Source organism: Pseudomonas maioricensis, from assembly GCF_022790535.1.
GTDB classification, from domain to species: Bacteria; Pseudomonadota; Gammaproteobacteria; order Pseudomonadales; family Pseudomonadaceae; genus Aquipseudomonas; species Aquipseudomonas maioricensis.
Map to the genome: position 1 here is coordinate 115,438 of NZ_LOHG01000001.1, position 24,331 is coordinate 139,768.

Consider the following 24,331-nt stretch of genomic DNA (forward strand, 5'->3'; position numbering starts at 1 on the left):
CAGGGTACGTCTTGTTTCTCGCGGCTCCCCTCATCATTTCTGATATTCGATTAGTTCTCTGGAGCCTGAGTGCAGAGACGGTGTGCGGCTGAACCGTGACCGACGATTGGACGAGCATCTAGCGCGGTCGGCGGGTTCTCTGATTAATGTCCGGGCTCTGAAGTGGAGTCGATAAAATAGAAGTGCAAGGAGGCAATATCATGAAAATACTCACGCTGCTGTTTACGATGTTGGCATTGGCCGCTTGCCAATCCAGTGGCCGAAGCTCCGCGCCCAGCCTGTTTAAAGACGGCATTCTTCTGAAGCAGAAAAGCGTCGTTGTTGATGCCGATCACGCCAAAGTCATCATGAAACCCACCGGGTATATTTATCCGGTGCAGTTTTCTGTGCGACGTGATGGCGACCCCGATCAGCGTCCGGAGTCTCTTGGCACCGCTGCTTACACCGGTCGCGGCAAGGTGTTCGGCTGGATAGCAAAGATGAACGAGGTCACGCACAGTGCGGCGCTGAAGCACTTTCCCCAATTAGAGCTACAGGCTGATCCTGATCGCGCTATGGAAATCAGCGGCGGATACGATGTCAGTGACAACAATGTCCGAAGAATGTGTGGCCCTCTTCGTTCGGTTTTTACACCTGAAAAGCAGAAGGTTTATCTGGTTGAGTTTGTCGTTCGGGTAGATGGTTGCGAGCAGCATGTGTATGACATCACTCAGCCGGAGCAGCGGATCCCCGTCCCAACGAGTGACCAATTTGTCCGGCCAAGTTGACCGTGAAGTACCCACGGTAGTTTTCAGGCTGACACATTAACGGGTTGTCACACACGGGTGATTAGCCAAAAAACAGATCGCTACCATCTCTACGCCGCAGGCAAGGGGTAAACCGATGTTGGAACCTCGCCAGTTTACCCATGGCGCAACCACGTATGCATTGGCCAGCCCTTGGCGTCGTCTGGCCGCGCAGACGATCGACTTGATCGCGGCCGTTTTGATCGTTGCGGTATGCGCAGTACCACTTCTCTTTATCTCGCCTGCGTTCGGCGCTCTCCTGATGCCGATGGCATACGCCTATCTTCTTTTCGCCGACGCCATATGGAACGGTCAAAGCCTCGGAAAAAAGGTGATGAAAATTGTCGTGATGGACGAACAGAACCTCGTCCCGTGCGGCTACCTTCAAGCGTTTGTGCGCAACCTGATGAAGTTGCTTTTGCTGTTCCTTGACTGGATTTTCATATTCTTTGATTCGCAAAAGCGGATCGGCGATATGGCTGCTTCTACCATTGTCGTAAACCAGATACCGGTTAATGATAACGCGCCATCCAAGGCAACACCCCCAGCCAGACACGTAGACACGAACAGTGAGGTATATGAAACCTTGCATGCTGTGCCAGCCAGTGCTGATTACGCCGTGGATGCCACGGATCTTGATCCCGAGGACATACCTAAAGAACGCATTGAGAAGGTCAACGCGCTATTGAATAGCGAGGATGAAAGCGTCCGATACGAGGCCGCGAAACTGCTCGTCAATTGGGGCTTTCAACATGCCCTGCAGCATCTTGCGGTGTTTATCGATGACCTCAAGGGTGGATACATTGATCACCAGCTTCATGGTTTTGATAACACCCAAAAACATAACCTCGCTGCATTAACCCGATACTGGGCGATCCAGTCAGACGAGGGAAAGGGTGAGCAGGCGAGGAAGGATATTTATCCCCTGATCTCAAAAGTCATTGCGCTGTCCAATACCCAACCCTTTCAAATCTCCGGTATGTTCTGGCTGGTTAGCGAGCGCGGAATGACCGAATACCTGCCTGCGTTGAGAACCCATCTGGCAAGCATCATTGATCACCCGGATGACTATCACTGGAAGATTCGTGATGTGGTCACCCTCCTGCACGCGGTAGATCCGGAGTTTTTGAACGAGCTTTTGATACAGAAGAACATTGCTCTGGAGCGATACCTGATTACCGAGAATGCCAACAACCCTGACGGTCGTCCCTGATGAATATACTCAGCGCATTCAGAATCCTGGGCGTGCCTATTGGCGGCGCGTTGGGTTTCGGGTTCTTCATGCCTTTTATCAGTGGCCTGGATCTTTTCAACGTTGGCCTGCTACTCGGGTTCATCGGCTCCATGCTGTTGGGTATTCCGTTCCTGCTGATAGGTGATCGGTGTTTCCCCGGTTTCAAAGCTCGCCATGTGTTTAGCAGTGTGTTGCAGATCTTGTTCACCTACGTTCTTTACAGCGGATTCAAACCACAATTATGGATAGCTGCCATAGCGATTGGCGTGGTATTTGGTCTGCTCTATACCGCCTTTGATAGATATCTAGTGAGATACGCCGCGCGCAGCCCGGTGCCGCAAATGAGCAAGGTTTACGTGTTTGGCATTCCATTGTGTGGAGGTGCATCGTTGGCCGTTGCCGCCATGTGGGCCTTTGCCTCTCCCTCTGAAATAGTGCCTCTTGTCATCATCAGCTTTCTGGTGGGTGCCGGTATTGCCATGCTCGTCGGCTGGCCCGTTCTGTGGCTGACCGATCGCCTTCTCACTCATCGCTTGCGTTACATCGTGGGCGGGACAGTGAGTGGGTTTTTAATCTGGCTGTTCTTGGGGGCGCCCGGTTTGCTGCCTCTTCCGACCGGACAGTACATGAGTTATCTGGTGGATCAGATCGGTCCGAGAATGCTCGTTTTTGTTTGCTTTGGATGCGCATCAGGTCTGTTATTCACCGGGTATCGCGCGCTTTATATGTGGTTAGTTTCACGATACGGGACGGCAGCGCGTGAGCAGTCATCTAAATAGAAAAGCGCGCTGACTCAGGGCTGTGCCGACAGTCAAACATTTACCGTTTTGCATCGTGCAACTAGTTCCCGATTCCCCAGTCAGATCAGCGCCCGATTTCGATCATCAGAGCAGCCCCGTCCCATGCGCCTGACTTCTCGCTTCACCTCGCTCTGCTTCATCGCCTTGCTCCCACTGCTCGCCAGCCAGGCTCATGCCAGCGAGGCGCAACAATTGGTATCGGCCATCAACGACTATCGCGCTCAGCCCTCCCGCTGCGAGGGGCGTGCGGTGCGTGGGTTATCGCCACTGGAGTTGAGGCAGGACCTGACGTTGCCCATCGGGTTTGCTGGCGACATGCGCAACACCTTGAAGGCTTCCGGCTATCGAGCGGTAGCGGTGCGCAGCATTCGCCTGGTGGGTGCCCAGGATGCGAGGGGTGCCTTCGCCATGCTGCAGAGCCGTTACTGTGGCGCATTGCTGGATAACCAATACGCCGACATTGGTATCACTCAGTCAGGCCGGGACTGGCGATTGGTATTGGCCAAACCGTTGCTCGACGGTCATCTGGGTGATCAACAGTCGGCGGGCAAAACCCTGTTGGCGCAGGTCAACGCGGCGCGTGCCAAACCGCGCATGTGTGGCAGCCAACCCTACGCAGCTGCGCGGCCCCTGACATGGAATACCACCCTGGAAAACGCCGCCCTGCGGCACAGCCAGTCGATGGCCAGCGGCGGCTATTTCTCCCATCAAGACCCCAACGGCGACATTGCCAAAGACCGCGCCCGAGCGGCGGGTTACGACGGGCGACAAGTCGGCGAAAACATCGCCAGCGGCCAAGGCTCGCCCGAAAAAGCCATGCAAGGCTGGCTAGCCAGCCCCGGCCATTGCGCCAACCTCATGAACCCGATGTTCACCCAGATGGGGGCTGCTTACGGGACTAACCCGAACAGCAAAGCGGGGGTGTACTGGACCATGATGTTTGGTGCGCCTTGATGGGCTGGATCAGGTTTTCATTGGCCCTAGTTTTTGCAGGTTTCCTTCCGGGCCGGATACTGCTCGCACTTGAGTCGCACGTTCTGGCCATTTCGCGAGTTTCTCGGGGGCGGTGTTGCTGGGGATGATTGATGAGTGGCTTGTGGGGCATGAGCTAAGTAAACGCTGAAGCCCAACAGCGAACACCGCCCCTGTAGGAGCGAACTTGTTCGCGAAGCGATGTATCTGACACGCTGTGTTGAAGCTGAAAACGCTCAAGCCCCGCCCCTGTTGGAGCGAGGCTTGCCCGCGAACCGACTAACTGCACAGATCACCTACGTTACTTCGGTCGTTGCTTCTCCTCCAACCCCGCCACCGAAGCCTCAACCAGCGCTCTGGCCGCTTCAATCTGATGCACAACCGACCTCGCCAGCGGGCGAAATTCCAGCGTGCTGTTATCTGCCGTTTCATACGCCGTAGCCGCAGCGCAGGTATTCCGATGCCAGAACCAGTGCGTCTTCGATCTTGATATCTGGTTTTACGGTGAACAGGCTGAGGTTGCCCAGGTTGGTATTGCTGACAAGGTTTTGCTTGATGGGCGTAGCAGGGGGATGTGGCGTGGATCTGATCATGGTGACTCTCCCGACATAGTTGAGCCATCACTCTTTGCGACTAAACAAAGGGTGGCGGCTGTGCGCGGGTTAGTCGACCGGGAGTCAGGCAGCCCGGCGCACCCGAAGGTGCCCCTTGCACAGCCACCATAAAGCGCCATCACCCGTGTCGTGGGACACGGGCAATGAAGGTGGACCGCACTGCGACCAGACATTAGGCGGGCGACTAAACCCGATCGTTGAAATCAACGACAGGCAGGAAGGTAGTCGCCGCATCAGGCATCTACAAGCGGATGCAGAGCATATCCTGAATTTTCAGAAGGGTCCTACAGAGCTCGGGTTTTGGGGCTGAAGGTTGTTTCTGATTGTTGGGGCTGAATCATTTCCAAGCCTGCTCAAATAAGGTTTTGCTTCAATGTAATGCTCAGGTCATTACAGCGAGAGTCATATCCATGGCGTCCATCAATATCCCTGTCGACGATGACCTGAAAGCGCGTGCCTATCGTGAGCTTGAAAAACTCGGCGTCGCTCCATCAGAGCTGGAGCGCCAAGCTCTGCAGCGCGTGGCTGAGCGAGGTCAACTTCCCTTCAAACCCGCTGAGGACGATGAAGCCTTGCTCGCAACGGTACGCGAACGGCTTGCCGCTCCGCAGCGGGTAAAGGTTCCAGTGGATGACCTATAGGCCGAGTTCGATGCTCGTGCTTTAAAGGAATGGGACAAATTGGGATCTACCGTAAGGGAGCAACTCAAGAAGAAGCTCGCTACGATTTTGGTCAACCCGCGCATTGAAGCAAATCGACTGCATGCCCTACCTGACTGCTACAAGATCAAACTGCGAAGTAGTGGTTATCGATTGGTATATCAGGTGATTTACCAGGAGGTTGTGGTGTTCGTGGTAGCTGTCGACAAGAGGGAACGAGAGCAGGTTTATCGGAAAGCAGCCGAGAGGTTAAGTGGCTGAACTCCGCTAGCGGGCCGTCGTCAGGGTCATGGCTAGACCCAGCGGAAACCCTAAGGCCGTATATTTTTTCTCCTGCGACACTTGAAAAGCCAAAGCGCCGTTAACAACGTCGGCCAAAACAACGTGTTGAGAATGTCATGACCGCTTGCCTGCCAGCGCCAGTAGCCGAGGCTCGCAATATCGTCTCGCCGGTCTACCCACTCACCCGCACACGCAACGATTAAGACCGCCACCCAGCCAACGTATGGCCTGAATCGCCGGACAATAACGAGCAACGTTAAATAGACCGCCGTGCCCACATAGATGTGCAGCGCATCTTTCGACAACCCCGTTGCCGACACAATGGCGAGCTTGATGCTTTGGGCGGTTGAAGTGTCCATGGCTGATGCGACTCTTAGCGCTGTATCGAGGTTATGAATTCACCGGGGGGACGTTAGCTCCCAATCTGCGGAATAGCTCAGGATCGACGTTTGTAGCGCAAAAGCGCAAGACCGGTGACGTAGCAGTGAGCGCTATGGGGCTGTTGGAGCGAGGCTTGCCCGCGAAGAATGGTGATGCGGTTCGGGTGATCGGGTGAGGTTGTTGGTTGGCGCGGGGCATATGGCGGCACCAAGAGTTGAAATGCCAACTATATGATTTTTCTTGCCTTCTCAGCGCATGCGACAAAAACTATCTCTTTAAGTATCCTTTATCCCTTTGCTCGATCGTCGACACACTTCAGAAAATTATTAATGAGGAGCGGTTGTCCTCGGTATATAGCGGTGGCTCGCGTTTGCGTAATATAACGGCACTCTTCCTCTGAAGTATTTAGAAGAAATACAAACCCACTGGAAAGGGTGATGATAATCCATAGTCCCGGTAGTCGTTCAAACGCTACTTCATTTCCGGCTAGGGTGGTGGTATAGTGCCATCACTCGAGCTCAAGGGAATGGCCTGTGAAATATAAAGAGTATTTAAGATCTGCCAAGCGACATAATCATGCTTGTCGTGTTTTACAGGCTAAACTGGAAGCGTTCGACGAGGGCGATTTAAATAACGAGGAGTTTAAGTTTCTCGTTCTAAGTATGTATTATCTGTCTGGATATATAATAGAGTGTGCACTAAAATTCAAAATCTTTGAACTTAAACAATATGATCCAGTCCTTGAAGTGAACGAGGAGAACTGTGCTGCTGTGGGTATAAATTATAAAAAGAGAATAAAAACCCATAATTTCAGTTCGCTGCAAAATCTTCTTGATTCATTGGTGGGTGGGCTACACCATACCAGCAATAAGGGCGAGATCAATAAGTTGTTAAATGAATGGAATCCAGAGGTTCGTTACTCGCATATTGATTTGGAGTATAGCCAAATCAAAGAGTTTTATGCTCATTCAAATCAATATTTAAGGAAGATGTGAGGGCTCATTATGCTGAAGTCGATTGGTTTCATTAATAGGCTGGAGGATGACCTTCGGGAGAATGTCATTCAAAATAACATTGTTGACTTTTACATTGAGTTGCGAGTCAATCAAAACATTGAAGTATACATCGTTAGTGATATAGCTAAAGGCCTCGGCGAGCTTTATACTAAATCGGTTGCTATAGAAGAACTGAAAAATTCTAACATTGAGTGCATTTTTATAAGTGAAAGAAAGTCCCAGGAAGAAGATTATAGTCACCTGTTTTCTGGCTCGAAAACTTCCGTAGGATTACGCCGCTCGCTTGGTGCATTATTGGCTATGGACGAACATAGGCGATGCGAGAAAAGCAATGTAGTGACTTTTTTTAGCTATAAAGGTGGCGTGGGGCGTACTACGTCTCTTGCACTAACGGCAGCTTATCTATCCCGGAAAGGGAAGAAGGTTTTTGTTATTGATTGCGACTTCGAAGCACCTGGACTTATTAATTTTTTCAATACTTCGCAAGTTGATAGTTGCAAAAGCGGCCTAGTAGAATATCTAAATGATAGAGGCTTCTTGGGCGGTTGCAATATCGAAGACTATGTCTACGAGATTGAAAAAAGTTACTCCGGCATTGGTAGCATCAATCTAATGCCAGCCGGAAATATAATGGAAAGCAATGAGGATTTGATTTCCTATCTTGAGGGCTTAGCCAAAATCGACCTGCAAGGTGAAGGTTTGGTAAAGGTCTTGGCCGATCTTGTTGATGACATCAATGTTAAATACAATCCTGATGTCATACTCATTGATTCTCGGACTGGATTCAATAACACCTTTGGTGCCTTAGCTCAGCTGTCTAATTCTGTCGTTGTGCTTGCGGGCGATGATGCTCAAAACCAGCCAGGATTAGAGTATGTAACCAAGGCACTTAACGAAATGAACATCACCGCATGTTATGTTCTTTCCATTCTCAGCGCTAATTTTAGTAAGCGTTATAGTAATTTTTGCAACCAGATTCAGGGGCTATCATCTTTCGATGCTGAGGTGTTTTATTTTGATCGGCAGAATACTCTGGAACTCATCGGCACCTCGCTTGAAGAACAGGATGATCTGAACGATTTTATCAATGGTGAAAACGGTTCAACGCAGTACCAGAAATTTTTCAAATATATATATGAAGTAACTACTCCTACGGAAGAAGCCAGCCAGGACGCGAAGCCTGAAGGGCTCGGTGTCTCGGTTGCGGATGTAGTTGAGCCATTATACGACGTAGAAGCCATTGATGGGGACAGCACGGTAGATTGCGAAACTCCTATTCAAGACAAAGTCCTGAATGATATCAAAGGAAGGTTGCCTAACCTATACGCTGAAAATATTGAATACTCTGCTGAGTATATCCGGAATTTCTTTTATTTCCGGCCCTGTATGGAAGATTTACTTATTCCCGAGAAGTGTATTCTGCTAGGGGACAAGGGTACCGGTAAAACAGCATTTTACAAAGCTCTACAAATCGACAGTTTCTTTCAAATGCTTATTTCCAAGGCGCAGAAAAAGCATCTGGATTACCATGTTCTAAATATCACTAATTTTGATAATGATAACTTTGAATTTCTCGGTCTAGACGAGCTTATTAAGGATGAACTCTCGATCAAAAGATTCTGGATGTTTTATATCTGGAACTCAATTTGCTCCAAAGGTGATTACGGTGGAAGCAATAAGGATTTATTAATTGATCTTGATAATTTTGCGGCTCAAGAGAAAATCAAGGCTCTTTTAAATAATGCTGATGCCTATAGTAGGATTGAGGAAGATTTAACTCAAATAAATACCGATCTTAAGAGGCAGGATAAACGACTGATAGTAACTTTCGATCAGTTAGATAATATCGTGAAGCCCTTCCTCTGGAACGACGTCATTGCTCCTCTCGTTAAAATCGTAATGCGATTTTCATACGATTATATTCATCCTAAATTATTCCTCCGTCGTGATCTATATGATCGCCTCGGAAACCTAACGAACAAAAACTCGTTCAGTCCGCGTACTATTAATCTTGAATGGTCACAGAACGAAATATTTTCATATTTCTTGAAAATTGTTTTTAGTTACTCTAAAGATGATTTCTTTGAGTTCTTGAATCTGTCGCTTGCAAATCCTAATCTGATTAGTCAGATACGTAAAAAATTAAAAACCCGAGATCACGAACATAACCAATTGCCGCTGGATAAGCATTTGATCCAGCCAGTAATTAATGCTTTTTTTGGCGCGCCAAAACCTAAGCGAAATGGTACGTCCAGCACTGCATATGAAGACCTCTATCGTAATATTCAAAGCGCCGATAAAACAGTTAACCTTCGCCCATTCATAGACTTGATCACAAATGCTATAAGGGAGCAGGAAGAGCAGGATAGCGAGAAGAATTATCGTAAAAACTCTATTCTTGGTCTAGCGTACTGCACTAGCAGTCAAGTTCGAAAGGATGCTGTAGTTAATTATCTTGAGGACTTGTGGAATGAAAAAGGTAATGAGTTTGTGAAAATATTTTGTTCGGATTTTGCTAACAACAAAATCGATGCTCGCTATAAGCGGAACGTTCTCAATGGGGATGATTTCGATAGGCTGCTAGAGGATATAAAAAATAACAACAATGACGAGCTGGCAATTAAAAATAGTACTTTGGAAGAGTTTAAACAAACTCTTATTGCAAACAAAATCATTACTCCATATATGGTTGGAAGCAAGACTCGTTATGGCTTTGCATATCTATATACGAACTACCTGGGTATATAGTTGCGATTAAGTTAGTGTTCGGCAGAAGTCTGCTGGGCACTAAAGCTATGCTTTCCGTCGGTATTATCATTATCAAACGCGATCAGAGATTGGAAACCCACGACGTTGCTAGACGTCTAGCGAGCAGCCGGGCCGTCAGCACGTAGTAATATCTCGTAGCCTCACTGCGCGATGTGCGAGAAACCACGCCAAATGTTTCCTCTGCCAGGCCCAAGGCGTCTCTCGCTGCCAGCGATCTGCAATTTCAGCTTGGATAAGCATCGCCTGCCGCAAATGGCGTTGCCGTGTCGCGTGCGACCCGGTTAGCACGCCAGCCAAGAACATCTCCATATTGAATGGCTTGCTCATGTCCGTCCTCCAATATAGGCAGCAGCCACGTCGATCCGACTGTGTCCAAGCTCGGGAAAACCGGGGTCAGACCCCTATTCCTCGCATCGCGGAGTAGCTCAGAATCTACGTTCGCCGTGCAAAAGCGCGAGGCCAATGACGTAGCAATGAGCGCATTGTGTCTGTTGGGGCGAGGCTTGACCGCGAAGAGCGGTGATACGGTTTGTGTGACCAGCCGAGGTAGTGGGGTACACCTGCCTTTCAGCACTGATGTCTTCAGGCTACTATCGATTGGGCATGAGGTTGTATAACGCTCAAAAGGAAAGGTAGTAATGGATCTACACAACGAGTTCGGAAAAAGTAAATTCTTCCATAGTGCTCGCATTGATCGCCGCTCCGCCGATGCTCTGGTCGGCTTGGCCGCCGGTTTGACGGCTGACGGTGCGGTAACCACTGGCGAGGCCGTGTTTCTAAAGCAGTGGCTGGACACCAACTTGGTCCATCTTGATGATCCGGTGATAAATCTTCTGTACTCCCGGCTATCGAGAATGCTTCAAGACAATGTTTTGGACGCTGACGAATCCCAAGAGCTACTTAGTCTTTTGCACAGTTTCTCTGGCCTGCCGGTTGAAAAACCGAAGGGTGCTGATCTGGGTTTTGTCGCGCCTAACGATTTGCCTTTCAACGCTCCTGCGCCTGATCTGATCTGGGATGGCAAGATGTTCGTTTTTACAGGGATCATGGCTTATGGGCCTCGCAAGGATTGCCAGGCGTTGATTGAGGCGCGCGGGGCGCTGATTGGTGGAGGCGTGAGTAAGAAAGTGCATTATTTGGTCGTTGGCAGCGTCGGCAACGAGCAATGGCGTCACAGCACTTACGGCACCAAGATCATGAAGGCAGTGGAGCTTCGCGAAGCGGGAGCGCCGATAGCCATTGTCGGTGAGAGTCATTGGCAGCGCATGCTGTTTGGGTGAGGCGTCGTTGCTCTCAAGCGAATCTGATTGAATGCTGCAACGGACGTTCATGCCTGTTGTTGCTCGATTGGTCTTGAGATCGCTATCGCGAGCAAGCTCGGCTCCTACAGGGTGAGGCAGCGCTGGCTTTTTCGTTGTGTTGGATAACGCCTTCGCAGACTTCGGCAGCTCCTACAGAAAACACACGCGCACAAAAAAGGCCCACCTTTCGGTGAGCCTCTTTCGATGTAGCGTATGGTGCCGGCACCAGGAGTCGAACCCGGGACCTACTGATTACAAGTCAGTTGCTCTACCAACTGAGCTATACCGGCGTGATGGGCGCTGAGTATATAGAGTTTTTTTTGGCTGTAAACCTTAGCTCACTGATTTCGTTTAAAAATTTCTTGAGCGGTTGGCTGCGCGCAGGCATCGGGTCAAAGCGTTGAGGGAGTGAGCCTTTATCGGCGTTCTGGCGTGGGGCTGAAGGGCGATTCGTCAGGTGGGGCCGGGTTTTGTTTTGGTTTGTGCGCTGGCCTTCAGCTTGGGGTGTGGGGCGGTTGCGGTGGGGGAAAGCTTGCTAAGATGTCGCGTCGCAATGGATAGCAAGCTCAATGCCCAGAACACGTACTTATTACGACGAGCTCAATGTTGCTCGGGATGCCTCGCCAGAGGAGATCAAGCACGCCTTCCGGAAGCTGGCGCAGCAGCTGCATCCGGATCGTAATCATGCCGCCAATTCGTCCGATCTTATGGCGGTGGTCAACGCCGCTCATGATGTGTTGGCCGACCCCGCCAAGCGCGCTGCGTATGACGCCAGCCTGGTTCGTGATGCGCAGGTGGCCCGTCAAGCGGCCACTCAACGGCGTCAGGCCGGGCCGCGAAATGCGCCGCAAGCCGCCGCAAGGCCGCAGGCTCGTCCCTCCGTAAACCCTCAAGGCAAATCAACTAAACAAGCAAAGCCAGCGCGGCGCGGCGGTCGTTTGCGTTGGGTGGCGGTGTTTGTGGTCGCTTGTGGCGCGGGCGCATGGATGGGTTATGACCGGGACGCAGGCAAGGCGTCTATTCCGCCATCACCGCCGGTGGTGGACGATATGGCGATCCTTGCTGAGGCGCAGGCCAAGGCTGAGGCGGTTGCTGAAGCGGCAAGGGTTGCTGCTGCGGTGCCTGTTAATACGCCGGTGAAGATTGTCGAGCCGGGGCAGCCGGACTGTGTGCCGCCCTTGGTTGATCCTATGGGGGCGCCGTGGCCGATCGCTGCGGGTTATATCGCGGGCATGCCGATGATGCGCGACGGTGGCTGGTCGGAGATCACGGTGGATAACACTGCGGGCGAGCAGGCGGTGTACGCGAAGATTACCGATGCGACGGGCAAGCGTGATTTCCGGCACGCGTATATTCCGGCGCGCAGTCGCTTTACGTTTGGGCGCATGGACGTGGGGTATTACCAGCTCAAGTACAAGATGCTCGATACCGGGTGTGCTTATGCGTCGAGCCGGATTCGGCTGGAGGAGACGCTGGTCGGGGACCGGATCAAGTCGAGTGTTTACAAGCTGACGCTGCGCAAGCTGCAGAATCGTAATTCGCAGTTTTCGAATGTCAGGAGTGAGGAGTTTTAAGGGAGGGCTGGTGCCAGGCTTGTGTCATTTTCGGTATTGGCCTGTAAGCGAAAATCCTGTGGGAGCGAATTCATTCGCGAAGGGCCCATTACATTTGCCGCTTATGTGTCGCTTGAAATACCGATTCCCGAATAAATTCGGTCCCACCAGTACATCCTGAGCTTGAGGCCTCAACCACCCCGTGATCATTGCTTGTCCGCGATGAAGTCAATCAGGTCTCAGACACCGACTCGATCTTATCGCGGGCAAGCCCGGCTCCCACATAGGGCCAGTTGATTACATCAGCAAACGCAGTACGCTCGGCATTTGGGTCATGGCGGCGAGGTTGTTGATGACCAGCATGTCCAGCAGTTTGAGAACCATGAACGCCAGGATCGGCGAGATATCCAGGCCGCCGAGGTTTGGCAGGATACGGCGCAGCGGTGCCAGCAACGGTTCGGTGATCTGGTTGACGAGCTGTGCGCCAGGGTTGTGGCTGCCAGGGGCGACCCACGACAGGATCACGCTGATGATCAGGGCATAGAAGAAGATGTTCAGGAACAGACCGGTCACGCCGATGATTGCCCAGAGCAGCAGGTGCAGCGGATCGCCGGTTGTGCCGTAGGCCAGCAGCAAGGTCAGTGCCATCAGGATCATCTGCACAATGATCGCCAGGATCAGCGAGGACATGTCCAGGCCGAACAGGCTCGGGATGATCCGGCGCAGTGGCTTGAGCAGTGGCTGGGTGGCTTTGACCGCGAACTGGCTCAGCGGGTTGTAAAAGTCAGCGCGTACCAGTTGCAGCACGAAGCGCAACAGGATGATCAGCAGATACATACTGCCGATGGTTTGCAGCACGTAGATTGCAGCGGTGTTCAGTCCGATCATCGGTCTGCTCCTCAATGGCCTAAAAAGATTACTTGCCCAGCTGTTCGGCCATTTCTGCCGAACGGTGTGCGGCGGCGGTCAGCGCGGTGTCTACCAACGCTTCGAAGCCTCCGGCCTGGAATGATTTGATTGCGGCTTCCGTGGTGCCCGCCGGCGACGTTACGCGGCGGCGCAGCTCGGCAGCATCTACATCGCTGCCGGTGGCCATCAGCGCAGCGCCCAGCGCGGTTTGCATTGTCAGCTGCGCGGCCACGTCCTGTGGCAGGCCAAGTTTCACGCCGGCGGCGGTCATGGCTTCGATCAACAGGAAGAAATACGCCGGGCCGCTACCGGAAACGGCGGTGACTGCGTCCAGTTGCTGCTCTTCTTCAAGCCACAGCGCGAGGCCGACAGCCGACAGCAGTTGCTCGGCCTGGGCGCGTTGCGCTTCGTTGACTTGCTCGGTGGCGTACAGTCCACTGACGCCCTGACGCAGCAGCGCCGGGGTGTTGGGCATGCAGCGTACGATGGGCTGTTCGCCGAGCCAGTTTTTCATGCTCGCGCAGGTGATACCGGCCGCGATGGAGACGACTAGCTGATGAGGTTTGAGGCTCGGGCGCAGGGCTTCGCAAACGGCTTTCATGGCTTGCGGCTTGACGGCGATCAGCACCACATCCACGCCTTCCACGGCTTCGGCGTTATCAGCGAATACCTGGATGCCATGCTCGGCGCTGATCTTGCCGCGTGTTTCGGCGCCCGGGTCGCTGGCGCGGATAGAGTCGGCTTCAACGCCTTGGGCGCGAAGCCCGCCGATCAGGCTGGCGGCCATGTTACCGGCGCCGATAAAGGCGATGCGGGTTTTGCTCATGTCGGGTTCCTTGCGTCAGAGGTCATGGCTGGCCGTAATCACGGGCGCCAAAAAGGGCAGTGCCAATCCGCACCCAAGTGGCGCCTTGTGCAATGGCGGCCTCCAGGTCGTGGCTCATGCCCATGGAAAGGGTGTCCAGCGGCAGGTTCAGTTGCGCCTGCAACGAGCTGACAGCGGCGAATGCAGCGTTCTGTTCCGCGCTGTCTTCAGTGGGTTCCGGGATGGCCATCAAGCCACGCAGCTTCAAGCGAGGCAAGGCACTGATGGCTTCGGCCAGCGCAGGCAGGTCGGCGGGCGTACAGCCGGACTTGCTGGCTTCGCCACTCACGTTGACCTGAATGCAGATATTCAGCGGCGGCAGCTCAGCAGGGCGTTGCTCGGACAGGCGTTGCGCGATTTTCAGGCGATCCACTGAATGTACCCAGGCGAAGTTCTCGGCGATAGCACGAGTCTTGTTCGACTGAATGGGGCCGATGAAGTGCCAGCACAAGGGCAGGTCGGCCAATTCGAGCTGTTTGCCCAGCGCTTCCTGCAAATAGTTTTCGCCAAAATCCCGTAAACCCGCTGCGTAGGCTTCGCGCAGGGCCTGGGCCGGTTTGGTTTTGCTCACCGCCAGCAGGCCGATGGACGCGGGGTCACGCTGCGCCGATTGAGCCGCTGCGCTAATTCGCTCGCCGAGCGTTGAAATGTTCGCTGCTATCATGGACATTGATTTGCGCCAGCAGGGCTAAAGTCTGCGGCATTCTATGTGATTGAGGAGCTGTATGGATATTACCGAGCTGCTGGCTTTCAGTGCCAAGCAAGGCGCATCGGACTTGCACCTCTCGGCTGGGCTGCCGCCGATGATTCGTGTGGATGGCGATGTGCGTCGGATCAACCTGCCCGCACTGAATGCCAAGGACGTGCAGGCGCTGATCTACGACATCATGAACGACAAGCAACGGCAGGATTTTGAAGAGTATCTGGAGACGGATTTCTCGTTCGAAGTGCCGGGCGTTGCGCGCTTCCGGGTCAACGTGTTCAACCAGAATCGCGGCGCGGGAGCGGTATTCCGGACCATTCCCGCGAAGATTCTCACGCTCGAAGAGTTGGGCATGGGAGAAGTGTTTCGCAAGATTACCGACGTGCCTCGCGGGCTTGTGTTGATCACCGGGCCGACCGGTTCGGGCAAGTCGACGACCCTGGCGGCGATGATTGATTATCTGAACGTCAATCGTCATCACCACATCCTGACCATTGAAGACCCGATTGAATTCGTCCACGAGTCCAAGAAGTGTCTGGTCAACCAGCGTGAAGTGCACCGCGACACGCTGGGCTTTTCCGAAGCGTTGCGTTCGGCATTGCGCGAAGACCCGGATGTGATTCTGGTCGGGGAGATGCGTGACCTGGAAACCATTCGCCTGGCGCTGACCGCTGCAGAGACCGGGCACCTGGTGTTCGGCACGCTGCACACGACATCGGCGGCGAAAACCATCGACCGGATCGTGGATGTGTTTCCTGCTCAGGAAAAATCCATGATCCGCTCGATGCTGTCCGAGTCACTGCATGCGGTGGTGTCTCAGGCGTTGCTCAAGAAGGTCGGCGGCGGTCGGGTAGCGGCCCACGAAATCATGATGGGCACGCCAGCGATTCGTAACCTGATCCGCGAGGACAAGGTCGCGCAGATGTATTCAGCGATTCAGACCGGCGGGTCGTTGGGCATGCAGACGCTGGACATGTGCCTGAAAGACCTGCTCGCCAAAGGCGTCATCACCCGCGACGCGGCGAAGGAAAAGGCCAAGGTGCCGGATAATTTCTGAGCATACGAATATTTGTAGGAGCTGCCGAAGGCTGCGAAAGCATTGTGTCTGACACACCGCTTCGCAGCCTTCGGCAGCTCCTACAAAGACTGTCTAGATCAGCGCTGCACGACCCGCAGCGGCGCGCTCTGCTTTGGCAGTACGCGCTTGGCGACCATGTAATGGCTGTTCCAGTACGGCTTCTTCAATGTATCGACGCTGACTTTCTTGCCGCGACGCGGGGCATGAACGAAGCGGTCATTGCCCAGATAAATGGCGACGTGGTTGACCTTGCGGCTTTTGATGTTGAAGAACAGCAGGTCGCCGGGCTTCAAATCTTTGCGATCAACCTTTACGCCATGCCCTTCAGCCATGGCATTGGAAGTGCGCGGCAAATCGACTTCAGCCACGTCGTTGAATGCATATTTCACCAAACCGCTGCAGTCCAGCCCTTTACCTGGGGTGTTGCCGCCCCAACGATAAGGAGTACCGACCGCTTTCAGAGCACGGCTGACGACCGAGTTGCTCTGCTTGATGTTTGGGACGCCTGGCGTCGGCAACGTTTGCACGTTGGCAACGGCCTTGGAATTCTTTGCCGGGGCGCGGTAAATAACGGTCCGGGAGCTGTGGCCACGTGGAGAGATGACAGGCGCAGGCTCGGTGGTTTGAGTAGTCGCGATGGCTGGCGAAGAATGAGTTTTCGCGGTGTAGCCGGTGAAGCTCGCGGGTAGTTGTTGCTCACGATTGGTGGCGTGGGCGGCCAGTGGCATAAGTAGGCAGATGGTTAGCCATGACTTGAAAAAAGGACGCATTCGGCAGGGCTCTTGTGGGTTAGCGCGCAACTTTATAACAGCTTTTTGCGGCTTTCAGACCCTTGATGACAGAACGATTACGGTACGATCGTTTCAAAATCTGCGACAAACTCTCTCAAAACATGGGTGAATCCCTTGTGTTACAAGGGTTTGTTATAAGCGTCAGAGGTTCCTGCCATACGTCGGACAGATACAAAAAAGTCACATGCTTTACAGATATTTTTTTCTATTACGGCAAAAGAGGTCCTAATGAACACCTATCAACTGGATTCACAGCGTCAGGACACCCATAGCAAATTGCTCGGTTACCTGCTGTGGATTGTCGGTTTCACCGGCGCTCATCGCTTCTATTACGGCAAGCCAGTCACCGGCACGATCTGGTTCTGCACCTTGGGCTTGCTGGGCATTGGCTGGCTGATCGACTTGTTCCTGATCCCCGGCATGGATCGCGAAGCTGATTTTCGCTTCACAGCAGGCTCTACCGACTACAACGTGGCCTGGTTGCTGCTGGCATTCCTCGGCGTTTTCGGTGTGCATCGCATGTATCAGGGCAAGTGGATCACCGGGATCATCTACCTGTTCACGGGCGGGCTGTTTCTGGTGGGCGTGCTGTATGACCTGTGGACGCTGAATGATCAGATCTCGATCAAGAATGCCCAGCGCGGTTAACGCGACCTGATTGGGGTGCAGTTCGTCATCAGTGGTTCCTGTGGGAGCGGTGCTTGCCCGCGATGAACGATTACTCGGTTATGCAGGTAAACCGAGACATCTGAATCGCGGGCAAGCACCGCTCCCACAAAGGTTTGCGGTCTCCGGTAGGAGCGAACTTGTTCGCGAAGCGATTCGCCTGACACACCGCCTCGCGAACAAGTTCGCTCCTACCATGAGCATCAACCCGTGTGCGTAATCCGTCCATCCACCAGTGTGTAGCGCACTGCGCTCGGCAGGCAGTGACCGAGGAACGGGCAGTTTTCACCTTTGGACAGCCAGGTTTCTCCGGCGACGGTTGAGGCTGCAGGGTCAAACAGCACGATGTCGGCTGGCGAACCGGCGCTCAGTTGCCCAGCAGGCAGGCGCAATGCCGCTGCCGGGCCGCTGCTCAAGCGGGCGATCAGGGTTGGCAGGTCCAGCAGGCCATCCTCAACCAGCGTCATTGCCAATGGCAGCAGCAATTCGACGCTGCTGATGCCTGGCTCGGTCGCGCCAAACGGTGCCAGCTTGGCGTCACGCTCGTGGGGCTGGTGATGGCTGGAGATCGCGCTGATTACCCCGGATTTGACCGCTTCACGCAGGCCGTCGCGATCGGCGCGAGTGCGCAGTGGTGGTTGCACGTGATACAGGCTGGAGAAATCGATCAACGCTTCATCCGTCAGGATCAACTGATACAACGCCACGTCAGCCGTAACCTTCAGGCCGCGTGCCTGTGCCTGAGCGATCAGAGCTGCGCCGCGAGCGCTGGTTAACTGGCTGAAGTGCGCGCGTACACCGCTTTGCTCGACCAGCAGCAGATCGCGTGCGAGAGCCACGGTTTCAGCGGTTTCAGGAATGCCTGCCAGGCCAAGGAAACTCGCAGTCGGGCCTTCGTGAGCCAGGCCACCGTCAGCCAGATCACGGTCCTGAGAGTTGAAAATTACCGTCAGGTCGAACGTCGCCGCGTATTCCAGCGCACGGCACAGCGTGCGAGTGTTGCGAAAGCTCTCCAGACCGTTGCCGAAGGCGACGCAGCCCACATCGCGCAACGCGACCAGTTCAGCCAGTTGCTCGCCTTCCAGGCCCTTGCTGAGGGCGCCAATCGGGAACACCTTGCTGTGCCCGGCTTCGCGAGCGCGATCAAGGATCAACTCGGCGACGGCCGAAGTGTCCAGAATCGGCTTGGTGCGAGGCGGGCAGCACAGACTGGTCACGCCACCGGCTGCGGCGGCGCGGGTCTCGCTGGCAATCGTGCCTTTGCGGCTGTAACCCGGCTCGCGCAGGGCGACGTTCAGGTCAACAAGGCCGGGAGCGGCGATCAGGCCGGTGGCGTCGATGGTTTGCACAGGTTCGAAACCGGCTGGCGCCTCGCCGATTGCGAGAATCTTGCAGGCTTCCAGGTGCAGGTCGGTAATTTGGTCCAGACCGCTGTTGGGGTCGATGACGCGAGCGCCGAGGATGCTGAGCTTCACTGGGCGTTCTCCTGTTCGAATTGTCGTTGCGCGGTTTGTCCGCTCATGGCCATGGACAGCACGGCCATGCGCACGGCGATGCCGTATGTCACTTGATTGAGGATCACCGAGTGAGCGCCATCGGCCACGGCTGACTCGATTTCCACGCCCCGGTTGATCGGGCCGGGGTGCATGACGATGCAGTCCGGCTTGGCACCGGCCAGCCGCGCAGTGGTCAGGCCGAACAGGCGATAGAACTCACCCTCGCTCGGCAACAGGCCGCCCTGCATGCGTTCGCGTTGCAGGCGCAGCATGATCACCACGTCGACATCTTTCAGGCCTTCGTTCAGGTCGGTGTAGACCTTCACTCCGTATTGCTCGACGCCGACCGGCAGCAAGGTTTTCGGGCCGATCACGCGGATGTCCGGGCAGCCCAGTGCTTTGAGGGCGATCATGTTCGAGCGCGCCACCCGCGAGTGCAGGATGTCGCCGACGATGGCCACTGAAAGGTTTTCGAAGCCGCCTTTGTGCCGACGAATCGTCAGCATGTCGAGCATGCCCTGTGTCGGGTGAGCGTGACGGCCGTCGCCGCCATTGATGATCGCCACTTCCGGGCAGACATGCTCGGCGATGAAGTGCGCCGCGCCCGAATCGCCGTGCCGCACGACAAACATGTCGGCAGCCATCGCTTCCAGGTTACGCAGGGTGTCGAACAGAGTTTCGCCCTTGCTGGTCGAGGACGTGGACACGTTAAGCGTGATCACGTCCGCCGACAGCCGCTGTGCCGCCAGCTCAAAGGTCGTGCGGGTGCGCGTGGAGTTCTCGAAGAACACGTTGCACACAGTCTTGCCGCGCAGCAGCGGGACTTTCTTCACCGCCCGGGCACCGACTTCCAGAAAGGAGTCAGCGGTGTCGAGAATTTCGGTGAGCAGCTCGCGAGGCAAGCCGTCGAGGGACAGAAAATGGCGCAGCTGACCTTGATGGTTGAGCTGCAGCGGGCGCTTGGCGTCGAGGGGCGTCATCGCAAAGGACTCTTTCAAGGGCGGTTAAAGGGCGGCGGAGGCGGTGGACAGGTCTTGGATTTCGAGGGCCAGCGGCGCTGGGCCGCTCAGCTTGACGCGCTCGTTGGCGGCCAGCGACAGGGTTGCGCCGACCACGTCCGGGCTGATCGGCAACTCGCCCGCGTCCAGGTCTAGCAGGCACACCAAAGTCACGCTGGCTGGGCGGCCATAGTCGAACAGCTCGTTGAGGGCCGCGCGAATAGTGCGGCCACTCATCAATACGTCATCGATCAGCACCAGGTGCTGGCCTTCGATTTCGAATGGCAGGTCAGAAGGGCGCACTTGCGGGTGCAGGCCGTTCTGGCTGAAGTCATCCCGGTAGAACGAGACGTCCAGTGTGCCCAGCGGGTCATCGCGACCGAGCGTCCTGAGCAGTTCCTGCGCGACCCAGACGCCGCCGGTGCGAATGCCGATGAAGCGAGGATCGCTGACGCCGCGCTTGTTGAGGTGCGCGTTCAGATCAGTGGCCATCTGACGAATCAGTTCGGCGGGGTTGGGCAGGGTCATGACGTTGCTCCTGAAAGTACTCGAGCCGGGTCGAGGCCAGGCTCAGGCGGAAACGAGAATTCAAGGTGTTACTGCTTGGCGTTTGTACAGGCTCAATGCGTCAGGCATTGAACAGTTCGGAGTTGGCATCAAGCCAGCCTTGCAATAACAGCATGGCGGCGATGGCATCAACCGGGTTGTCTTTATAGCTGCTGCCGCGTTGCCCGCCTCGGCTCATGCGTTCGCCCTTGGCCTCGAAGGTGGTCAGGCGTTCGTCGTGGGTGTAGACCGGCAGGTTGAAGCGGCCGTTGATCCGACGCGAAAATTTCTCTGCCTTGACGCTCATCTCGCTCGGCGTGCCGTCCATGTTCAGGGGCAGGCCGACGACGATGGCGTCAGGTTTCCACTCGCGGATCAGCGCTTCGATCTGGTTCCAGTCCGGCACGCCTTGCTGAGCCTTGAGGGTGCACAGCTCGCGGGCCTGACCGGTGATGACCTGGCCCACCGCAACACCGATCTGTTTAGTGCCGTAATCGAAACCCAGGAGTAAACGCAGTGCGGCCATCAGGCGTGGCCTGCCTGGCTGGTGAGCAAGCTCAGATTGACGCCAAGGCGCGCGGCCGCCGCATTGAGCCGCTGGTCACTGTCGACGTCGAAGAGGATGGCCGGGTCGAACGGGCAGTTCAGCCAGGCATTGGCGGCCAGTTCGGCTTCAAGCTGGCCTGCATCCCAACCGGCGTAACCGAGGGTGATCACATTTTGATCAGGGCCATAGCCGTCAGCGATGGAAAACAGCACGTCCTGCGAGGTTGAAAGCGCCAAATCCCCGAGTTCGACGGTTGCCTGGAAAATCTGCCCTCTAGGGTGCAGAACGAAGCCGCGGTCGGTTTGCACGGGGCCGCCAGTATGAATCTGGATATCCTGGCAGTGCGTGGGAGGGGGCAGTTCGGGGCGCAATTGCTCAAGAACATCTGCCAGGGTGAGGCTTTGCGGTCGATTGATGACCAGCCCCATGGCTCCATTGGCATTGTGCTCGACGATATAAGTCAGCGTCTGCGCAAAGTTCGGGTCCACCATGTGTGGCATGGCGATCAGGAATTGATGCTTGAGATAACTCGCAGATACGTTTTTCATGAGCCCTAGTGTGGCGCTGCGCGGCGGGCCTGACAACTGGCAGTTCTGACAGGCTCGCAGGTTTGTGAAAGAGCCGTCAGTTACTGGAAAGCTTGTCGCCTCGGGCAAATTTCCAGGTACGGATGATTTCGAGCCGGTCGATGTCAGCCAGATCGCCGGTGAACGGCGCAAATGGCGCCGCTAGCCGTACGATTCGCTGCGCAGCCTGATCCAGCAACGGTTGGCCGGAAGACTCCAGCACCAGTACTTCGTACAGTGAGCCGTCACGATTGATCGAAACCATCAGGCGTAAATTGCCGTAAATCTGCTTGCGGCGTGCCTCTTCCGGGTAGTTCAGGTTGCCGACGCGCTCGACTTTCTTGCGCCAGTCGTCTTTATACCAGGCGCCCTTGTCGCGCATCGTCGACGCCGCGTTGAGGCGGTGGATCTTGGGCCGCTTGGCGTAAAGCTGTTGTTCGTTGGACAGTTCGGCTTCAAGGCTGGCGATTTCGCTGCTGAGTTGCGAGCTGTCAAATTCTGGCGCGGCTTTGGGGGTTGGGTCAGGTTTGACCTCTTCACGTTTGGCCACGGTCTTTTCAGGTGTCTTGGCCTTGGTGGCGACCACGGTTTTCGTCGATTCCTGCTTTTGCACAGGCTTGGCCGCAGGCGGTGGGGTCACTTTGTTGATCTTGGTGTCCTGAAAGGGCGCAAGCTCGGTGGTCTTGGGGATTTCTGCCTTGTCCAGGGTGCCGCTGCCTTCCTGATTTTCTTGCGCCAGAAAGTCCGCCTGCTTGGGCCTGGTTTCGCTTTTGAAGGTGGCGAGGGTGATTTCCAGCGTCTGGCTGATCTGCTCCGGTTTGACGTAGGTAAAACCCACGCCAAGGATGATCGCCACGTGAATCAGCGCCGCAATCAACAGGGTAAAGCCCAGACGATCAGCCGGGCGCACGCCTGCTTGGGAAAGTTCGTATGGGAGATCGACAGCAGTCATCAGCGGGTTAGCGTCTCTTGGGGCGGAATTCTTCAGGCCGCGCATCATAACTCAAGACCGGGCGCGAACCCTGTAGGAGTGAGCTTGCTCGCGATAGCGTCATATCAGTCAATGACCTGATCGCCTGTTAAATCGAATCGCGAGCAAGCTCACTCCTACAGAAATTGCGCTCCCAAAGATTTATCTGGCCTGCAGCTTCTTCTCAATCACATCCATCAACATGCCGCCGATGTTAGTACCAAACGCATTGTCGATTTCACGGATGCAGGTCGGGCTGGTGACGTTGATTTCAGTCAGATGCTCACCGATCACATCCAGACCGACGAAGATCAGGCCTTTTTCGCGCAAGGTCGGGCCAATCTGTTCGGCGATATAACGGTCTTTATCAGTCAGTGGCCGCGCTTCGCCACGGCCACCGGCCGCCAGGTTGCCACGGGTTTCACCGGCCGCCGGAATACGTGCCAGGCAATACGGCACAGGTTCTCCGTCAACCATCAGGATGCGCTTGTCGCCGTCTTTGATGGCGGGCAGGTAACCCTGCGCCATGATCTGCTGAGTGCCATGTGCAGTCAGTGTTTCCAGAATCACCGAAAGGTTTGGATCGCCCACACGATGGCGGAAGATCGAAGCACCGCCCATGCCGTCCAGCGGCTTGAGGATCACATCGCCATGCTCGGCGGCGAACTCACGCAGGATGTCGGCACGACGGCTGACCAGGGTCGGCGGCGTCAGGTGCGGGAATTGGGTGGCAAACAGTTTTTCGTTGCAGTCACGCAGGCTCTGCGGCTTGTTGACGATCAGTACACCCGCGCGCTCGGCTTGTTCCAGCAAGTACGTGGCGTAGACAAATTCCATGTCGAACGGCGGATCCTTGCGCATCAGGATCACGTCCAGATCGTCCAGACCGCTGTCCACTTCGGTACCCAGCTCGAACCATTTGGCCGGGTCGGCGAAGACTTTCAGCGGTTTCATGCGGGCGCGTGCCTGGCCAGCATTCTGATACAGGTCCTGCTGCTCCATATAGAACAGCGACCAGCCGCGTTCCTGAGCTGCAAGCAGCATGGCCAGTGAGCTGTCCTTTTTATAGGAGATGCGCTCAATCGGGTCCATGACAATCCCTAGGCGAACGCTCATGGGCAAATATCCTCTGATCGATAACGGCCGCGTCGGCCTTGAAATAGGCGTCAGGGTGGCGCTCCGCTTGCTCCGGGTCAAGAGGCAAGCATGCGGCGCCCGGCTTTATGGATTGAGTCTGGAGAGTGTGCTAAAAAGGCTTCGCGCCTGAATTTGGCATTTGGCCCTTCAGCCCCTGAAAATCAGGAGCTGGCAGTACTATCAGGCTTCCCGTGCCGGGCAGAACACGCATAATCACGCCGCGGCGATGGAAGAGCAGACATGGAACAGCATTCATCAGCACTGAAAGTCATGGTCATCGATGATTCGAAGACGATTCGTCGCACCGCCGAAACGCTGCTCAGGAATGTCGGTTGTGAAGTCATCACGGCTGTCGACGGGTTCGATGCGCTGGCTAAAATCGCCGACAATCATCCGCGCATCATCTTTGTCGACATCATGATGCCGCGCCTGGACGGCTATCAGACCTGCGCGCTGATCAAGAACAACCGGGCGTTCAAGTCAACGCCGGTGATCATGCTCTCGTCCAAGGATGGCCTGTTCGACAAGGCCAAAGGGCGAATCGTAGGTTCCGATCAGTTTTTGACCAAACCGTTTAGCAAGGAAGAACTGCTCAGCGCGATCAAGGCGCATGTGCCGGGATTCGTTGCAGTGGAACAACAAGTATCGTGACGTCTGCCGCCCTCAAGGGCTGCGGGCATTCATCCTTATGGG

At 55.0% G+C, this 24,331-nt stretch carries 25 protein-coding genes, 1 tRNA gene and 2 pseudogenes; 13 read left to right on the forward strand and 15 right to left on the reverse strand.

The features are described 5' to 3' along the window. Positions 1-200: 200 nt before the first annotated feature. From AUC61_RS00500 to AUC61_RS00515, 4 genes are all read left to right on the forward strand, one after another. Entirely contained in the window at positions 201-767 is a 567-nt protein-coding gene (locus AUC61_RS00500) for a hypothetical protein (RefSeq protein WP_243244016.1), read from the forward strand. A gap of 115 nt (positions 768-882) precedes the next feature. Continuing rightward, the gene (locus AUC61_RS00505) at positions 883-1,998 is read left to right on the forward strand and encodes an RDD family protein (protein WP_243244018.1); all 1,116 of its coding nucleotides are present in this window, start codon (positions 883-885) and stop codon (positions 1,996-1,998) included. Then, positions 1,998-2,798, forward strand: coding sequence for a DUF4407 domain-containing protein (locus tag AUC61_RS00510; protein ID WP_243244019.1), 801 nt, complete (start codon positions 1,998-2,000; stop codon positions 2,796-2,798). The genes AUC61_RS00505 and AUC61_RS00510 overlap by 1 nt, the downstream gene beginning before the upstream one ends. Positions 2,799-2,921: 123 nt before the next feature. Beyond that, positions 2,922-3,773, forward strand: coding sequence for a CAP domain-containing protein (locus AUC61_RS00515; protein ID WP_243244021.1), 852 nt, complete (start codon positions 2,922-2,924; stop codon positions 3,771-3,773). A 446-nt stretch (positions 3,774-4,219) separates the two neighbouring features. Here the strand turns inward: AUC61_RS00515 and AUC61_RS00520 are convergent, their stop codons facing one another. Next, positions 4,220-4,384, reverse strand: coding sequence for a hypothetical protein (locus tag AUC61_RS00520; protein WP_243244023.1), 165 nt, complete (start codon positions 4,382-4,384; stop codon positions 4,220-4,222). A 431-nt stretch (positions 4,385-4,815) separates the two neighbouring features. Between AUC61_RS00520 and AUC61_RS00525 the strand changes: the two genes are divergently transcribed. Both AUC61_RS00525 and AUC61_RS00530 read left to right on the forward strand, forming a co-directional pair. Then, complete coding sequence (locus tag AUC61_RS00525) at positions 4,816-5,046, forward strand: type II toxin-antitoxin system RelB/DinJ family antitoxin (RefSeq protein WP_243244024.1); 231 nt, start codon at positions 4,816-4,818, stop codon at positions 5,044-5,046. A gap of 3 nt (positions 5,047-5,049) precedes the next feature. Beyond that, a pseudogene (locus AUC61_RS00530) lies at positions 5,050-5,325 on the forward strand (type II toxin-antitoxin system RelE family toxin); the annotation flags it as partial. Positions 5,326-5,375: 50 nt separating this feature from the next. Here AUC61_RS00530 and AUC61_RS00535 read toward each other — a convergent pair. Continuing rightward, positions 5,376-5,705, reverse strand: coding sequence for a hypothetical protein (locus AUC61_RS00535; protein WP_243244028.1), 330 nt, complete (start codon positions 5,703-5,705; stop codon positions 5,376-5,378). 555 nt (positions 5,706-6,260) lie between these two features. On the opposite strand from AUC61_RS00535, the gene AUC61_RS00540 reads away from it, so the two are divergent. Together AUC61_RS00540 and AUC61_RS00545 are read left to right on the forward strand one after the other, a co-directional pair. Next, the gene (locus tag AUC61_RS00540) at positions 6,261-6,722 is read left to right on the forward strand and encodes a hypothetical protein (protein WP_243244029.1); all 462 of its coding nucleotides are present in this window, start codon (positions 6,261-6,263) and stop codon (positions 6,720-6,722) included. 9 nt (positions 6,723-6,731) lie between these two features. After that, a complete protein-coding gene (locus AUC61_RS00545; protein WP_243244032.1) occupies positions 6,732-9,491 on the forward strand; it encodes a tyrosine-protein kinase family protein in 2,760 nt (919 codons plus the stop codon). A gap of 82 nt (positions 9,492-9,573) precedes the next feature. Here AUC61_RS00545 and AUC61_RS00550 read toward each other — a convergent pair. After that, a pseudogene (locus AUC61_RS00550) lies at positions 9,574-9,839 on the reverse strand (hypothetical protein). 311 nt (positions 9,840-10,150) lie between these two features. Between AUC61_RS00550 and AUC61_RS00555 the strand changes: the two are divergent. Further along, positions 10,151-10,792 (forward strand): BRCT domain-containing protein, encoded by a 642-nt coding sequence (locus AUC61_RS00555; protein ID WP_243244033.1) that lies wholly within the window; start codon positions 10,151-10,153, stop codon positions 10,790-10,792. Positions 10,793-11,027: 235 nt separating this feature from the next. On the opposite strand, the gene AUC61_RS00560 is transcribed toward AUC61_RS00555, so the two are convergent. Then, positions 11,028-11,103, reverse strand: a tRNA-Thr gene (locus AUC61_RS00560). A 279-nt stretch (positions 11,104-11,382) separates the two neighbouring features. On the opposite strand from AUC61_RS00560, the gene AUC61_RS00565 reads away from it, so the two are divergent. Further along, positions 11,383-12,387 (forward strand): J domain-containing protein, encoded by a 1,005-nt coding sequence (locus AUC61_RS00565; protein ID WP_243244035.1) that lies wholly within the window; start codon positions 11,383-11,385, stop codon positions 12,385-12,387. 276 nt (positions 12,388-12,663) lie between these two features. On the opposite strand, the gene AUC61_RS00570 is transcribed toward AUC61_RS00565, so the two are convergent. From AUC61_RS00570 to AUC61_RS00580, 3 genes are read right to left on the reverse strand one after another with little or no spacing between them, the layout of a single operon-like run. Next, positions 12,664-13,254, reverse strand: coding sequence for a YggT family protein (locus AUC61_RS00570; RefSeq protein ID WP_122666984.1), 591 nt, complete (start codon positions 13,252-13,254; stop codon positions 12,664-12,666). Positions 13,255-13,282: 28 nt separating this feature from the next. Next, on the reverse strand, positions 13,283-14,101 hold the full coding sequence (gene proC, locus AUC61_RS00575) for a pyrroline-5-carboxylate reductase (RefSeq protein WP_243244037.1): 819 nt from the start codon (positions 14,099-14,101) through the stop codon (positions 13,283-13,285). Positions 14,102-14,123: 22 nt separating this feature from the next. Further along, entirely contained in the window at positions 14,124-14,810 is a 687-nt protein-coding gene (locus AUC61_RS00580) for a YggS family pyridoxal phosphate-dependent enzyme (RefSeq protein WP_243244039.1), read from the reverse strand. A 55-nt stretch (positions 14,811-14,865) separates the two neighbouring features. On the opposite strand from AUC61_RS00580, the gene AUC61_RS00585 reads away from it, so the two are divergent. Next, positions 14,866-15,900, forward strand: coding sequence for a type IV pilus twitching motility protein PilT (locus AUC61_RS00585; protein ID WP_243244041.1), 1,035 nt, complete (start codon positions 14,866-14,868; stop codon positions 15,898-15,900). A 98-nt stretch (positions 15,901-15,998) separates the two neighbouring features. On the opposite strand, the gene AUC61_RS00590 is transcribed toward AUC61_RS00585, so the two are convergent. Next, on the reverse strand, positions 15,999-16,691 hold the full coding sequence (locus AUC61_RS00590) for a C40 family peptidase (RefSeq protein WP_243244042.1): 693 nt from the start codon (positions 16,689-16,691) through the stop codon (positions 15,999-16,001). 249 nt (positions 16,692-16,940) lie between these two features. Between AUC61_RS00590 and AUC61_RS00595 the strand changes: the two genes are divergently transcribed. Then, complete coding sequence (locus AUC61_RS00595; RefSeq protein WP_122666979.1) at positions 16,941-17,360, forward strand: NINE protein; 420 nt, start codon at positions 16,941-16,943, stop codon at positions 17,358-17,360. Positions 17,361-17,581: 221 nt separating this feature from the next. Here the strand turns inward: AUC61_RS00595 and AUC61_RS00600 are convergent, their stop codons facing one another. The 7 genes from AUC61_RS00600 to gshB all read right to left on the reverse strand — a co-directional run bounded on the left by AUC61_RS00600 (position 17,582) and on the right by gshB (position 23,617). Beyond that, positions 17,582-18,853 (reverse strand): dihydroorotase, encoded by a 1,272-nt coding sequence (locus AUC61_RS00600; RefSeq protein WP_243244044.1) that lies wholly within the window; start codon positions 18,851-18,853, stop codon positions 17,582-17,584. Then, positions 18,850-19,854, reverse strand: a complete 1,005-nt coding sequence (locus AUC61_RS00605; protein ID WP_027898382.1) for an aspartate carbamoyltransferase catalytic subunit — start codon at positions 19,852-19,854, stop codon at positions 18,850-18,852. The genes AUC61_RS00600 and AUC61_RS00605 overlap by 4 nt, the downstream gene beginning before the upstream one ends. A 24-nt stretch (positions 19,855-19,878) precedes the next feature. Continuing rightward, positions 19,879-20,400: a bifunctional pyr operon transcriptional regulator/uracil phosphoribosyltransferase PyrR gene (gene pyrR / locus AUC61_RS00610; RefSeq protein WP_243244046.1), complete on the reverse strand. Its 522-nt coding sequence runs from the start codon at positions 20,398-20,400 to the stop codon at positions 19,879-19,881. Positions 20,401-20,500: 100 nt separating this feature from the next. Then, positions 20,501-20,944, reverse strand: coding sequence for a Holliday junction resolvase RuvX (ruvX, locus tag AUC61_RS00615; RefSeq protein ID WP_243244048.1), 444 nt, complete (start codon positions 20,942-20,944; stop codon positions 20,501-20,503). Further along, positions 20,944-21,513 carry a YqgE/AlgH family protein gene (locus tag AUC61_RS00620; protein ID WP_243244050.1) on the reverse strand — a complete coding sequence of 190 codons (570 nt, stop codon included), beginning with the start codon at positions 21,511-21,513 and terminating at the stop codon, positions 20,944-20,946. The genes ruvX and AUC61_RS00620 overlap by 1 nt, the downstream gene beginning before the upstream one ends. A gap of 76 nt (positions 21,514-21,589) precedes the next feature. Next, entirely contained in the window at positions 21,590-22,483 is an 894-nt protein-coding gene (locus AUC61_RS00625) for an energy transducer TonB (protein ID WP_243244051.1), read from the reverse strand. A 180-nt stretch (positions 22,484-22,663) separates the two neighbouring features. Then, positions 22,664-23,617, reverse strand: coding sequence for a glutathione synthase (gene gshB, locus AUC61_RS00630; RefSeq protein ID WP_243244054.1), 954 nt, complete (start codon positions 23,615-23,617; stop codon positions 22,664-22,666). Positions 23,618-23,878: 261 nt separating this feature from the next. Here gshB and pilG point away from each other — a divergent pair, with 261 nt between their 5' ends. Further along, the gene (pilG, locus tag AUC61_RS00635; RefSeq protein WP_243244056.1) at positions 23,879-24,289 is read left to right on the forward strand and encodes a twitching motility response regulator PilG; all 411 of its coding nucleotides are present in this window, start codon (positions 23,879-23,881) and stop codon (positions 24,287-24,289) included. Positions 24,290-24,331 lie beyond the last annotated feature (42 nt).